Genomic DNA, 14,244 nt, shown 5'->3' with positions numbered 1-14,244 from the left:
GGTATGTGAACGGCGGATCACCTGCGGCAGGCGGATGGTCGAGAGACGTACGGGCCCCTCCGCGTCATTGCGAGCGCAGCGAAGCAATCCAGACTGTCACCGCGGAAAGATTCTGGATTGCTTCGCTGTGCTCGCAATGACGGAGCGAGGCGAAACAGCCGGGCTAGATCTTCAGGTCTTTGCCCGTCACGCGCCGATACGCTTCGAGATACCGCTTGCTGGTTGCATCCACAACGCTGGCGGGTAGCGGCGGCGGCGGAGCGTCGCCGTTCCAGCGGCCGGCGCGGCGCTCGATGTCGAGATAGTCGCGCAATGGCTGCTTGTCGAAACTCGCCTGCGGCTGGCCGGGCTTGTAGGCGTCGACCGCCCAGAAGCGCGACGAATCCGGCGTCATCACTTCGTCGATCAGGATGATGCGACCGTCCTTGTCGCGGCCGAACTCGAACTTGGTGTCGGCGATGATGATGCCCTGCTCGCGCGCCAGCTCCTCGCCGAGCGTGTAGACCGCGCGCGTCATGCTCTCGAGCGTGTGGGCGACCTCGTCTCCGACCACCTCGCGCATCCGCGCAATGGTGATGTTCTCGTCATGGCCGGTCTCGGCCTTGGTCGCCGGGCTGAAGATCGAAGGCTCGAGCTTCTCGCTTTCGACGAGGCCGGCCTTCAGCTTCTCGCCCGCGAGCGTACCGCTGGCCGCATACTCCTTCCAGGCCGAGCCTGAGAGATAACCGCGGATCACGCATTCGATCGGGAACACGGTGGTGCGGCGCGACAGCATGGCGCGGCCGAGGATCTCGGCGCGGTGCGGCTTCAACGCCGGCACGGCGGCAATGATCTCGTCGGTGTCGGCGCTGATCATGTGATGCGGCACCACCCCTTCGAGCTCCCTGAACCAGAACGCGCTGATCTGCGTCAGCACCGCGCCCTTCATCGGAATGGTCTCGCCCATCACGACGTCAAAGGCGCTGATGCGGTCGGTGGTGACGAGCAGCAGGCGGTCGTCGTCGATGGCGTAGATATCGCGCACCTTGCCGCGCCCGATCTTGGGCAGGGGCAGGTCGCTGGAGAGCATGGTGGTCATCGGCAGAGCTTTCGGAGACAAGGCCTTCGGACAGGAAATCCGGCCGCGCCTGATAGCGCGACCGGAAACCGGATTAGCCTATTCCGGCAGCGGAATGAACTCATGTTCCTGCGGAACCGCCGCGAAGCGGCCGGTTTTCCAGTCCTGCTTGGCCTGCTCGATCCGCTCCTTGCTGGAGGAGACGAAATTCCACCAGATATGGCGCGGGCCTTCCAGCGCGTCGCCGCCGAGAAACATCATCCGCGTCGGCCTCACGGCCTTCACGGTGATGCGGTCGCCGGGGCGGAAGATCAGCAGCCGCGGCCCCTCAAAGCGCTCATTCGCGATCTCGACCTCGCCGTCGACGACGTAGATCCCGCGCTCCTCGTGGTCAGGATCGAGCGGCAGGCTCGCGCCGGCGGCGGCCGTGACCTCGGTGTAGAACCAGGGCGAGACCATCGAGACCGGCGAGCTGATGCCGAACGATGAGCCCGCGATCACCCGCGCGGTGAAATCGCGCTCGGAGATCATCGGCAGGTCGCCGGCACCGTAATGCTGGAACGACGGCGCGATCTCTTCGGAGCCGGCCGGCAACGCGATCCAGCTTTGCAGACCCAGCATCTTCTGGCCCGAGGCGCGCTGCGTATCCGGCGTCCGTTCGGAATGGGCGATGCCGCGCCCGGCCGTCATCAAGTTCATCGCGCCGGGCTGGATCTCCTGGATGTTGCCCTCGCTGTCGCGGTGCATGATCGCGCCGTCGAACAGATAGGTGACGGTGGCAAGCCCGATATGCGGATGCGGGCGCACGTCCATGCCCTTGCCGGAGACGAACTGCACCGGTCCGAAATGGTCGAAGAAGATGAAGGGGCCAACCATCTGCCGCTTGCCATGCGGCAGCGCGCGGCGCACCTCGAATCCGTCGCCGAGGTCGCGGGTGCGCGGCACGATGACGAGATCGAGCGCATCGCAGGACAAGGGATCGCCGAGCACGGGATCGTTGGAGGGTTGCCAGCTCATGGTGGGCTCCTTCTTTGCGGCGGCGATCGTAACAGGATTTGATTGCCGCGTCGTGCCAATCGGGGGCACGGATACGATGGCCTATTTGCCGCCGCCACGGGATGGCGGCGAGAGCAATGTTGGAAACCGGAGCGGGTGATGGTTTCTCCGATCATGCCGGGTGCCTACGCGCGACCGCGGGCGGTGGCAAGGTTCTTGAAAAAGCCGGCGCAAGCGACGATGTTCGGCGGATTGCAGCCTTCGACCGGTCGCGCTGACTGATGACTTTTGCAACCCTCGAACTTGCCTTCCGGGCCGCAAGCGTCGCGTTGCTGCTGGTGCTGGCGGCATCGCTCGCCAGCGACTTCCGGAACGTGCTGGCCGGCCGGCTTGCCATTGCGCTCGCGCTCGGCTCCGCGGCGCATGCCGCGAGCGCTTCGATCGGCGCACCGACTTTGGTCTCGGCCTGGCACGCGCCGTTGATCGCACTGTCGACCGGCAATGTCGTGGTATTCTGGCTGTTCACGCGCGCGCTGTTCGACGATGAGTTTCGCCTGCGCCGGTGGCATGGCCTGGTCTGGGCGCTCGTCGTCGCGTTCAGCTTCGCGAGCTGCCTGCGGATCGCCGCAGGAGGCAATGTGCAGTTCTCCATCATCGCGACCAATCTGATCTCGCTCGGTTTCATCGCGCTCGCGGTGGTACAGACGATGGCGTCGTGGTCGGCCGATCTGGTTGAGCGCCGCCGCCGTGTCCGCGTCTTCATCGTTGCGGCGGCTGCGCTATATGGCGGCCTGAACGCGCTGCTGCAGATGCTTGTCGTCGGCCAGGACGCGGGCGATGTGGTTAATTTGATCAACGCCGGTGCGCTCGCGTGCGTCGTCGCCGCGATCTCCTGGGCGATGATGCGCGTCGATGGCGCGGACCTGTTTCCGGTCTCGGTCGAGATCGCGCCAGCGATCGTTCCGAATCCGCCGGCGGCCGCCGAGGAAGCCGCCGATCAAAAGCTCATCGATGCCCTGATGCGCCTGATGGCCGACGAGCGGATCTATCGCCAGGAGAACATCAGCATCGGCGTGCTGGCGGGCCGCCTGAAGATTCCGGAATACCGGCTGCGCCGGTTGATCAACCAGCGGCTCGGCTATCGCAACTTCAATGTGTTCCTGAACAACCATCGGATCGAGGAAGCCAAGGCCGCGCTCGCCGATCCCGCCCAGGCCGAGGTTCCCGTCATCACCATCGCGATGGACGCCGGCTTCCAGTCGCTCGGCCCCTTCAACCGCGCCTTCAAGGCGGTCACGGGCGTGACGCCGACGGAATATCGGCGGTTAAAGGTGAAAGCGGCGTGACCTCTTCCTTCGCCTCTCCCCGCGTGCGGGGAGAGGCCGGAATTTGCGAAAGCAAATTCCGGGTGAGGGGGCTCTCCGCGAGTCCAGTTCTCACCGCCCTTGTGGAGACGCCCCCTCACCCCAACCCTCTCCCCGCAGGCGGGGCGAGGGGGGCTCACTGTCGCGGAGCCTGCAACGTTACTTCGCCTTAAGTGATCAGGATTGTTAGAGTATTTCAGAATCGGCGAGCCTGGCCCGGTTTCAGCAAGGTCATTTTCCAAATCCGGCGAGCATCCATCGATCCACTCCGGCTTCCTTCCAGCACAGATCCCGAAGCCGGAGAAGCCCGTGACCCGCCGCCGCAAGATCGTCCTCCTCGCCATCACCATCGCCTGTCTCGGTCTCGCGCTCGGCGCAGCCCCCGCCCGCAACGCGCCCCGGGTCGCTACCGGCTTCCTCGCCGATATTCTCTGCGCCGAGACGTTCGTCTCCGGCCTCGATCCGCAGCGGACTTTTGCCGAGACTACCGACGCGATGCCCGGCACCGGGCTGATCACCTGGGCCATGGACTATCAGGTCGATCGCACCCGCAAGGACGTCACCGTGACGCTGTTCGGCTTCAGCCGCAGCCATGCCGTCTATCGCGAGGGGCTGGGCTGCACGCTCGACCACGGCGCGGCGCTTGCCGATGTGACGGTGCCGGCGGATGACAGGCAACCCGCGCTGCTGCCCGAGATCGCGGGCCCTGCGATCGTGCCGCCGCAAACCCCGGAACTGGCCGCCGCGCTCGACCGCGCCTTCACCGAGCCGGCACAGCCGCCCCACCGCCGCGCCCGCGCAATCGTCGTCATGAAGGCCGGCCGCATCATCGCCGAGCGCTATGCGGACGGTGTTGGACCGGCGACGCTGCTGCTCGGCTTCTCCATGACGAAGTCGGTGATATCGGCGCTAACAGGCATTCTCGTGCGCCAGGGCAAGTTGAAGCTCGACGGACCCGCGCCGGTTGCCGCCTGGACGAATCCGGACGATCCGCGCCACGCCATCACCGTCGATCAACTGCTACGCCACACCGCGGGGCTTGCGCTCGGCAGCTCGCTGCAGGCGTCGCTCGGCTCCGCGTTCGAACCGGTCAATCGTATGAAGTTCATGGAAGACGACATGGCCGTCTATGCCGCGAGCATGCCGCTCGCGACCGCGCCGGGTACGATGTGGAATTATCACGACGGCAACACCATCATGCTCGCGTACCTGATCCGCAACGCCGCCGGCGGCAATCCGGCAGACGCACTTCGCTTCGCGCGCCGCGAATTGTTCGCCCCGCTCGGCATGCGCCATGTCACGCTTCAGCTCGATGGCGCCGGCACGATCGAAGGCTCCAGCGAAATGCTCGCATCTGCGCGCGACTGGGCGCGCTTCGGCCAGCTCTATCTTAATGACGGCGTCGCCGGCGGCAGGCGCATCCTGCCGGAGGGCTGGGTGAGCTACTCGGCGTCGGCAACGCCAAATGCGTGGGTCGGCATCGGCGCCGGCTTCTGGACCAACCAGGGCGACAGCTTTGGCGCAAACTTCCGCGTCGCGCACGGCTGGCCGCGCGATGCCTTCTTCGCCAAGGGCTCGATCGGGCAGTACACGATCGTGATCCCGTCGGAGGGTCTGGTGATCGTGCGTCTCGGCCGCTCACCGAACGCACCGCCGGAGGCGGATGGCGTGTTCGATCTCGTGCGCGATGTGGTCGCAGCGACGCGCGAGAAGGGGAAATTGGCGGGAGTGAATTAGTTACCTCTCCCCGCTTGCGGGGAGAGGTCGGATCGCCCCCGGCGATGCAAAGCATCGTCCGGCGCGATCCGGGTGAGGGGGTACAGGTCTCTCGAAAATCTCATCTCGGGAGAGAGGCCCCTCACCCCAACCCTCTCAGCGCGAGCGAAGCTCGTCGCGGCCCCGTAAGAACGGGGAGAGGAAGAAGAGCCGACTACCTCCCCAGCTCCGTCGCCTTGGCCACGCGGTCGAACCGCTCCAGCGTCATGATCGCATCTGCGAATCTCTCCGCGCGCGCGTTCAGCACCGGGCGCGCCAGCGTCAGGAACTTCTGCTGCATCGCCTGCGCGTCGGGGAACGAGGTCGGCTCGCCCGAGGGATCGGCATAGAGGCGCTCATGTACGCCATCGTCGGTGGTGATGCTGACGCGGGCGCCGAACGGATGGGTGCGGCCGACCTCGAGGCGGTCGTCCTGCACCACGTCGAACTTGTCGGCGAGCGCGTCGATCGCGGCATCGCCGAGGCGGTTGTAGTCGTCCCAGCCGAAGCTGCCCTGGTCCAGCGCGAGCGCGCCGGTGAAGAACATCGAGAACTGGCCGCCGACGATCGAGCGCGGATGACGCTTGGTCGCGGCATCGCCGGTCAGCGTGATGCCATTGCGGTGCAGCCCGATCTCGACGCGCTTGACCTGGTCGGGCGTCAGATTGTGCTCGCGCCGCATCGCGATCAGCGCGTCGATCGCGGCATGGGTGTAGCGGCAGCTCGGATACGGCTTCACGCCAATCTTCATGGTCTCGTAGGTCTTGCCGAGCTCGGCGACCGCCTTGTCCGGATGCGCATCGTCGGTGTAGCCGGCGAGCAGGCCGTGCTTGCCCTCGACCGATTCGGTCGAGCCGACGAAATCGTTGCGCGCCAGCGTCGCGGCGATCACGCCGTTCATCGCGGCCGCGCCGACCTGGTAGCGCTTGTTCCAGGCGCCGTTGACGAGAAATTGCAGCGAGCCCGCGGCCTGGCTGCCGGAGACGCCGAAGGCGGCGATGATCTGCTTCTCGGAGAGGCCGAACAGCTTGCCGGCCGCCGCTGCCGCGCCATAGGTGCCCGCGGTCGCGGTCGGATGGAAGCCGCGCGCGTAATGCGAGGTCGGATCGAGCGCGTTGCCGAGCCGGCAGCAGACCTCATAGCCCGCCACGATCGCGGTCAGCACGTCGCGCCCGGAGGCGCCGACCATCTCGCCGACGGCGAAGGCGGCCGGAACGACCGGCGCGCTCGGATGCAGCGAGGAATCCGCATGCGTATCGTCGAAATCGAGGGAGTGGCCAAGCGCGCCGTTGAGGAGGGCCGCGACCGCCGGTGTCCAGGTCTTGGTGTCGCCGAATACGGTGGACTCGCCCTTGGTGTCGAGCGCAAGTGCCTCCAGCATCTTCAGGATCGACGGGGTGGATTCCGCCTCACGCCTGGCCCGGATAGCGCTGCCGAGGAAATCCAGTGTCAGCACTTTTGCGCGATCCAGCACCTCCGCCGGAATATCCTGGTATTTCAGATTGAAGACATAGGCGGCGAGCGTTGCGGTTTCGTGGGCCATCGTGTTTCCTCGTTTTGGCGCGCAAATTAGGCGGGCTGATTTGGCCTTTCAAGCGGCCTCGGGGCCGTGGGCATCAGCTATGCTTTTGGACCGTTTGAGCGGGTTGGGCCGGGATATTTGACGATGGTTCTCGCAAGGCAGCTGGTCGAACGCATCCTGTCGCGAAAGACGCAATTGGGGTTGGCTGTGCGGGTCACGGTGGCGGCTACCGCCGCTTATGCGATCGCCACCGCGCTGCATCTGTTGCTGCCGCTCTGGGCCGTCCTGACCTCCATCATCGTGACGCAGATGAGCGTTGGACGCTCGCTCAAGGCGACGAGGGACTACATGCTCGGAACCGTTGGCGGCGCGATCTATGGTGGCGCCATCGCGGTGCTGATTCCGTATTCCAGCGAGCTGGGCCTGCTGGGGTTGCTGGTACTGGCCGTGGCGCCGCTTGCCTTTGTCGCATCGATCTATCCGAGTCTGAACGCTGCGACGGTGACGGCTGTGATCGTGCTCGTGCTTCCGACCATGCATCATGCCGATCCCATGGCGTCGGCGATCGACCGCGTCAGCGAGGTCGCGGTCGGCGCCATCACCGGGCTGCTCGTTTCCTTCCTGGTGCTGCCCTCGCGCGCGGTGCGGCAGATCCGCGCCAGCGCGGCCACGCTGCTCGAACTGATCGCGGACGCCTTCACCGAATTGCTTGCGGGTCTGACGCGCGGCCGTGACAACGACGCGCTGCACCGGATCCAGGACGGCATCGGCACCGCGATTGTCGGCCTCAACGCCATCGGCAGTGAGGCCGAGCGCGAGCGTGCCGCGCGGCTGTCGAGCGGCCCGGACACCGGCCCGCTGCTGCGAACCATCCTGCGGCTGCGCCATGACGTCGTAATGATAGGCCGCGCCACTGTGGTGCCGCTGCCGATCGAGGTGCAGACCCGGCTAGCGGCCCCGCTGACAGAAGTCTCGACCGTGATTGCGAGCTTTCTCCGCTCCGCCGCCGCGGCTTTGCGCGAGGGCGCCGGCGCGCCAGCGATCCATCCCGTGCACGTCGCGCTTCAGCACTACGCCGAGGCAGTCGCCGGCGTCCGGCAGGACGGCCTTATTCGCGGCCATCCAGGCGACACCGCGGAGCGCTTCTTCGCGCTCGGCTTCTCGCTGGAGCAGATGCACCAGAATCTCTGCGATCTCGACCGCGTCGTCGGCGAATGGTCGGAAGCGGCGGCCGACAAGCCCGCGCGCGTGGCGAAGTGAGCTGCGGACTCATCAACATCGGCTACCGACAGAAAAGCGGACGTTGTCTAGCTCGGCTGTGATTGGGCAGCTTGTGCCTCCGAGAGGAAGCGTGCCGATCGTTTGATCTCTGGTTGTGGCTGTGATGCGCTCTCGATAATTAGGTCAGCCATTTTGACGATTCAGACTGGCAGGCGCGCAAAAGCAACGGCTCATTGAGATGCAATCGCCTGAAGACAATCTCGGTGCTGCGACAACAGGACGCGTCACTCTCTTTTAGTTGATTGAATTGCGAATGGCAGGACAGGACAGATTGGGTGAGGGCAGCATCAAACTGAAAGGGCCACAGTCATGAGGACCACTGTAGTTGCCACCACCGCGCTAGTGATTTCCTTCGCGTGCGTTGGAATCGCTTCAGCAGACTCGGTCACCATCACACGGACCGGGGTCGATGCGTTCGGCAATAATCGAAAGGTGACCCAGAGCGTGGATAATTTCGGCAACCGGCGTACAGTCGTCCAGAGAGAGTCCGACAACGGCTTCGTCCGTTGCAAGACCGTGACCCTCAGCAGCAGCACTGCCAACGGCGACTCGGCTTCCCGCACCATGCATCGCTGCGCGCCTGATTTCTGATCCAGATGGCTCTGCGCGGTGAGATCTGGAATTGAGGCAGCGACGAGAACTACCGTCTGGACGACGCACTGAGATCGGACTGGTCGGCATTCGCGTAGCTTGCGTGAAGTATGTGCGGACGGAGAAGAAGAGGTCGACGGACAGCGTCATCGGGCCGGCTCCACGATGCATCCCATCATGCCGCGGACCACGAGCTTGTGGAAGGGCATGATGAGGGTGAGGTAGGTCCGGCCGAGGAGATTATGCGTCCGCACCAGCGTGGTCGATGTGACCTGACGGTCCGCCGCATGGCCGGTCACGTCGATCACGATGCGAAAATCGAGGTGATGGTCATTGAAGCCGGCGACCAGCCGCTCCGGCGTCTCGCTCAGCACTGGAAACAGGCCGATCAGGCCGCCGGGCGCCGGCTCGCCTTCGCCCGATGTCTTCAGCCCTAACGGCGCGACCGCGATGTTGCGCAGGCGCAGCAGCGCATCGATCCAGCGCGGCCCGTGCAGCACCATCCTTGTGCAGGCCTCGCGGGCATTGACCGGTGTCGAGCCGATCTCCAAGCGGAAAGCGTCGATGAACTGTGCACCGGCCAGCAGCGTGCCGGCGTCGATCTCGGGTGTGACTTCGCGAACTGTTCCGGTCATCCCGCCAGTCTGCGCGTCAGCATCCTGAAGCGCAAGATCAGCAGGCCGGCATAGACGAACGATCCGATCGACAGCCCGATCCAGACGCCGACCGCGCCGAGGTCGGCGTGGAAGGCCAGCATCCAGGCGATGGGGAAGCCGACGCACCAATAGCCGATCGCCGCGAACACCAGCGTCATTTTGGTGTCATTGATGCCGCGCAGTGCGCCGCCCATGATGGTCTGCAGCGCATCGGCGATGAAGAAGGTCGCGCCGACCAGGAGCAGCGTCGCGGTCAGCTCGACGGTTGGCGCGCTGGCCTCGCCGCTGCCGAAGAACAGCCGCCCCAATTCATAGCGGCCGAGGATGATCGCGACGGTCAGCGCCGCGACGAGCGCGATCCCGAGCAGCGTCGCCACAAGGCCTGCGCGCCTGACGCCCTCCGGCTGGTTGCGTCCGAAGGCGTGGCCGACGCGCACGGTTGCAGCCATGCCGATGCCGAGCGGGACCATGAACAACACGGCCGTAACCTGGAGCGCGATCTGGTGCGCGGCGAGCGCCGTGGTCGAGATCAGCCCCATCAGCAGCGCAGCCGAGGAGAACAGGCCATACTCCAGCAACAGGGAGAACGAGATCGGGGCGCCGATCGCGATCAGTTGACGCATCAGGGGCCAGTCGATCCGCCAGAGATGGGCGAGCGGATGATAGTCGGCGAGCGGCTTGCGCCACGCCGCGATGGCAAGCGCGGCGACGAAGGTGCCGAGATTGACAAGGCTGGTGGCGAGCCCTGCGCCGAGCAGGCCGAGCTCTGGCAGGCCGAACAGGCCGTGGATCAGGCAATAGACCAGCGCGACATTGGCGGGGACCGCCGCGATGGTAATCCATAGCGGCGCCTGCGGCCGATTCACCGCGCTCATCATGCTGCGCAGCGCGATGAAGCCGAGCGCCGGCGCGATGCCCCAGGCCAGTCCGTTCAGATAGCGCTGGGCGAGGCCGGCTGAATGCGGCGCCTGTCCGAGCGCAAGCAGAATGTGCTCGCCATAGAGCGGCGAGGCCATCATTGGCAACGAGATCAGGAGCGCGACCCACAGGCCGACGCGCAAGGAGCGGCGGATGCGCCTGAAATCACCGGCGCCATACGCCTGCGCGGCCAGCGGCGAGACCGCAGCCATCAATCCGAGCCCGAAGGTGAAGCTGACGAAATAGACCGTATGCGCCAGCGCGGCCGCGGCGACCGCATCCTCGCCGAGCCTCCCGATCAGTACGAGATCACTCGTGATCATCGCGATCTGCCCGAGCTGCGTCAGCATCATCGGCACGGCCAGCCGCAGTGTCTCGACGAACTCTTCGGCGAGATGATTAGGTGGCACGCCGGCTTGCGGCTGCGGACGAGGTTGAACGGTGTCGAGCATGGCCGGTCAATAGCACAGACACACGTCGAAAACATGGCTCTGAAAACATGGCTCTCGTGTCCCGGACGCGCAAAGCGCGAGCCGGGACCCAGAAGCCGCGGGCGCGGGCTTTTGCCGCATGGGCCCCGGCTCAGCAGCGCATCATTTGCGTGCTGCGCAGCGTCTGGGGCACGAGACCATTTTCAGATTGAAGACGGATCGCCTCAGCTCTTCCGCTCAGGCACGCGCTTGATCTTCGCGCCGAGCGCGTTCAGCCGTTCCTCGATGCGCTCGTAGCCGCGCTCGATCTGGTCGGCGTTGTTGATGGTCGATGTGCCCTGGGCGCAGACTGCGGCGAGCAGCATCGCCATGCCGGCGCGGATGTCGGGCGAGGTCATCACTGCGCCGTGCAGCCGGCTGGGTCCGGCGATGATGGCGCGGTGCGGGTCGCACAGCACGATGCGCGCGCCCATCGCTATCAGCTTGTCGACGAAGAACATCCGCGATTCGAACATCTTCTCGAACATCAGGATAACGCCATCGCATTGCGTGGCAGTGACGATCGCGATCGACATCAAGTCGGCCGGGAAGGCGGGCCAGGGCTGGTCCTCCAGTTTCGGCACGTGGCCGCCGAAATCGTCCTGGATCTTCAGTGTCTGGTTGGCGGGCACGATGATGTCGTCGCCTTCGACGCGGCAGACGATGCCGAGCCGCTCGAAGCCCATGCGGATCGAGCGCAGATGCTCGACGCCGGCGCGTGTGATGCGAAGCGGCGAACGCGTCACGGCGGCAAGGCCGATCAGCGAGCCGACCTCAATATGGTCGGGCTGGATCCTGTAAATCGCAGAGCCCAGCGTCGCCGGGCCATGGATGATCATGGTGTTGGTGCCGATGCCCTCGATCTTGGCGCCGAGCGCGACCAGGAAGTTGGCGAGGTCCTGCACATGCGGTTCGGAGGCCGCGTTGCGCAAATAGGTGATGCCGTCGGCAGCGACGGCCGCGACGAGCGCGTTCTCGGTCGCGGTGACGCTCGGCTCGTCCAGGAACACGTCCGCGCCGGCGAGCTTGGCCGCACGGAACTCCAGCCGGTCCGTCGCGGTGACCTTGGCCCCTAACTGTTCGAGCGCGAGCACATGCGTGTCCAGACGGCGGCGGCCGATGACATCGCCGCCCGGCGGCGGCAGCATCACCTCGCCGCAACGCGCGAGCAGGGGGCCTGCAAGCAGGATCGAGGCGCGAATGCGGACGCACAGCTCCGGATCGAGATCGGCGGAGCGGATGTTCTTGGCGTGGATGTGAAGCGTATTGCGGGCGGTCCATTCGGCGGACGCGCCGACCGAGCAGATCAGTTCCACCAGCGTCTCGGTGTCGCGGATGCGCGGCACGTTCTCCAGCGTCACCGGGTGCTCGGTGAGCAGCGCGGCGGCGATGATCGGGAGTGCCGAATTCTTGTTGCCGGACGGCTCGATCGAGCCCGAGAGCCGGTGACCGCCCTCGACGATGTACTGAATGGGCGCCACTGAGGTCCCTCGCTGTCCTGTTTCGGTTGGCCGGGCGGCTTCTGCGAGGCAGAAACTACAGAGGATTTCGGGCGATATCAATTTGGCCGCCGACCGCCCCCTGGCGAGTCGGGGCGCATGGAAGCCTGACTCTGTTGCCAGAAGTTGTGCAATAATATCAACGGCGACTAAAATCAATCCAACATAGATCTCTGACCCGAACAACGTAAATTCCTGGCTGCAACCTCCGATCTAACGCGCCATCCTGACGCTGCACCGCGCGGCACCATTTTCTGTTGGTATTGGTGACGGACGGCGGCGTCGGGCATTCGTCTAGCGCGTGCGGCGTGCTGTGACGCGCTGTTGCGGCCCCCGGCCGGCACCTCGTCGACAGTCCTCAACCATATGTCAACGCTCCAGTCACGCGCGGCCGACAGGTTTGGGGTCCGGCCCTTCGAACGTTGGGCGAGCAATGTTCGTGCGGCTCAGTAAATTCGAACGACCGCCGATGCTCGGATAAGCCAGCGGGAGCAGACTGGCTTCATGGAGATATCTCGCTGCAACTGACGGCACGATGTAGCCTATGACAAAGCCTAGACTTCCCGAGAGCAAAAGGAAGCCGGCTCTCACCTCCACAGCGGGACTGGACTTCTCCAACCAGCCGAGCCAAGGCGCAATGTGGAATATAATGATTTGAAAGGTAATGGTTCCCGCGAGCATAAGCAGTCCAATGACTACTCCGTCACGAACCCGCCGCCGCCGAAGATCGTCGAACCGTGACCGAAGATGTTGATCAATCAGCCAACTGACCCCGACGGTCATCAGCAGGAAGGAAAACGAGCTTACCAGGGTTGGCAATTTGACAGCGAACGGCATCGGCACCGTGATCCGGAAGATAAAGAGAATTGCTGCGCCACTCAAATATGATGCGATCCCGTAGACGATATAGGACGGCCATGGGAGCGAGTACAAAGAAGGTCGCGCAAAATTCGACGCGATCTTTGGACAGATCGCCCAACTGATTGCCACCGTCTGCGAGATGGCATGGACGCAGGCAAACAGGGCAAGCGGGGTAGTTGGTATCGGGGACGCGTCGCCAGAAAACGGCGTTACCAGGATTGGAACCGAGAATAGGATAAAGTCCAAAACGAAAACAGTGATCCACGGTCGAATTGGAAGCGTGGGTGGAATTGATGCTGAGTACCCGAACGACCTTAGGATCTTCTCCTGCCTATCCGAATAGGGCTCACTGAACAGTACTAACTCAGCAATCAAACGGCGGTAGCGAGTGAGTACACTGTCCGATTCCTCGACCACGAAATTCGAAACTGCAACGGCCACGCCCTCGGCCTTTTCGGGAGCTTGCCCAGCGGTGTCGTCGATCAGGAGCAACGCTCGGGCGGATCGACGAACGAGCCTTCGAAAATCTGTCTCGAGCTCCGACCAGACTTTGCTGCGCCCGCGCCAAAATTCATGCTGTCGGCGTTGGCTTGCGAACCCAACCAGCACGAGCTCTGAAATGCGAGCCCGGAGGGTTCTCGGAACTCGCGATCTGTCAGACAGCTTCTGCAACCGCCGCCGAACCAAACACACTTCGGAGAGCGACTGCGTCGCTCCCTTCGAAAGGAAGGTTATCGCATGGGAAGAAACACCGTAGGAGGAAAGCTCTTTGGTAACTTCGGATTCCGCAGCGTGACTAGCGCTGAACCCGCTGACCGCGAGGGATGCGACGACCCGCTCGCGGGCCTCTGGAAATCGTGCCAGTCTGTGTGCAAGAGATTGCATACTGTCTAAGATGTGTCGCGTTAGCGCAAGGTTCGGCATCAAGAGCCTAACGCTTAATGCAGATATGAGGGCCGCCCAGATAATGGCCTGCTCATCCGCGCTGCAATCCTCTCCGCAATTCGGGCAGATCCAGCACTTGGCCATGTCGTTGGGGCCGTACTCGATCACCATCATGAGGGGATATGCTGAAAGCAGGAGAATGACGTATATCGCCAGGATCCCGCAGATATGCATCGACAAGGACCAGAAATAGCGCTGCGGCGACACGGCACGGCGGATCGTCTCAACCTCATGAGGCGCGTGGAAATGCAGGTAAGCCCAGGCAGCAACTAAGACGCCGAGTCCGACTGCGACAACAATTGCCTGAACAAGCTCTATTCTCATTTGCG

The 14,244-nt window shown here is 64.3% G+C and carries 10 protein-coding genes; 3 read left to right on the top strand and 7 right to left on the bottom strand.

Translation table 11 applies throughout. The annotated features are described in order from the left end of the window. Nucleotides 1-163: 163 nt before the first annotated feature. Nucleotides 164-1,078 (bottom strand): phosphoribosylaminoimidazolesuccinocarboxamide synthase, encoded by a 915-nt coding sequence (locus AC629_RS29325; RefSeq protein WP_084808339.1) that lies wholly within the window; start codon nt 1,076-1,078, stop codon nt 164-166. A gap of 78 nt (nt 1,079-1,156) precedes the next feature. Beyond that, on the bottom strand, nt 1,157-2,074 hold the full coding sequence (locus tag AC629_RS29320; RefSeq protein ID WP_084808338.1) for a pirin family protein: 918 nt from the start codon (nt 2,072-2,074) through the stop codon (nt 1,157-1,159). 260 nt (nt 2,075-2,334) lie between these two features. Between AC629_RS29320 and AC629_RS29315 the strand changes: the two genes are divergently transcribed. Together AC629_RS29315 and AC629_RS29310 are read left to right on the top strand one after the other, a co-directional pair. After that, a complete protein-coding gene (locus tag AC629_RS29315) occupies nt 2,335-3,399 on the top strand; it encodes a helix-turn-helix domain-containing protein (protein WP_084808337.1) in 1,065 nt (354 codons plus the stop codon). Nucleotides 3,400-3,726: 327 nt separating this feature from the next. Then, nucleotides 3,727-5,154 carry a serine hydrolase domain-containing protein gene (locus tag AC629_RS29310; protein ID WP_084808336.1) on the top strand — a complete coding sequence of 476 codons (1,428 nt, stop codon included), beginning with the start codon at nt 3,727-3,729 and terminating at the stop codon, nt 5,152-5,154. Nucleotides 5,155-5,347: 193 nt separating this feature from the next. Here the strand turns inward: AC629_RS29310 and AC629_RS29305 are convergent, their stop codons facing one another. Further along, nucleotides 5,348-6,715, bottom strand: coding sequence for an MmgE/PrpD family protein (locus AC629_RS29305; protein WP_084808335.1), 1,368 nt, complete (start codon nt 6,713-6,715; stop codon nt 5,348-5,350). Nucleotides 6,716-6,838: 123 nt separating this feature from the next. Here AC629_RS29305 and AC629_RS29300 point away from each other — a divergent pair, with 123 nt between their 5' ends. After that, nucleotides 6,839-7,954: an FUSC family protein gene (locus AC629_RS29300; RefSeq protein WP_084808334.1), complete on the top strand. Its 1,116-nt coding sequence runs from the start codon at nt 6,839-6,841 to the stop codon at nt 7,952-7,954. A 758-nt stretch (nt 7,955-8,712) separates the two neighbouring features. Here AC629_RS29300 and AC629_RS29290 read toward each other — a convergent pair. The 4 genes from AC629_RS29290 to AC629_RS29275 form a co-directional block, all read right to left on the bottom strand. Then, nucleotides 8,713-9,201, bottom strand: coding sequence for a DUF2867 domain-containing protein (locus AC629_RS29290; protein WP_084808332.1), 489 nt, complete (start codon nt 9,199-9,201; stop codon nt 8,713-8,715). Next, nucleotides 9,198-10,592: an MATE family efflux transporter gene (locus tag AC629_RS29285; RefSeq protein WP_084808331.1), complete on the bottom strand. Its 1,395-nt coding sequence runs from the start codon at nt 10,590-10,592 to the stop codon at nt 9,198-9,200. Before AC629_RS29285 ends, AC629_RS29290 begins: the two co-directional genes overlap by 4 nt. Before the next feature lie 203 nt (nt 10,593-10,795). After that, nucleotides 10,796-12,091 carry a UDP-N-acetylglucosamine 1-carboxyvinyltransferase gene (gene murA / locus AC629_RS29280; RefSeq protein ID WP_084808330.1) on the bottom strand — a complete coding sequence of 432 codons (1,296 nt, stop codon included), beginning with the start codon at nt 12,089-12,091 and terminating at the stop codon, nt 10,796-10,798. A 399-nt stretch (nt 12,092-12,490) separates the two neighbouring features. Further along, nucleotides 12,491-14,239: a hypothetical protein gene (locus tag AC629_RS29275; RefSeq protein ID WP_084808329.1), complete on the bottom strand. Its 1,749-nt coding sequence runs from the start codon at nt 14,237-14,239 to the stop codon at nt 12,491-12,493. Nucleotides 14,240-14,244 lie beyond the last annotated feature (5 nt).

Source organism: Bradyrhizobium sp. NAS80.1 (assembly GCF_001908205.1).
Lineage (GTDB): Bacteria > Pseudomonadota > Alphaproteobacteria > Rhizobiales > Xanthobacteraceae > Bradyrhizobium.
This window is presented reverse-complemented; position numbering and strand designations above follow the sequence as displayed.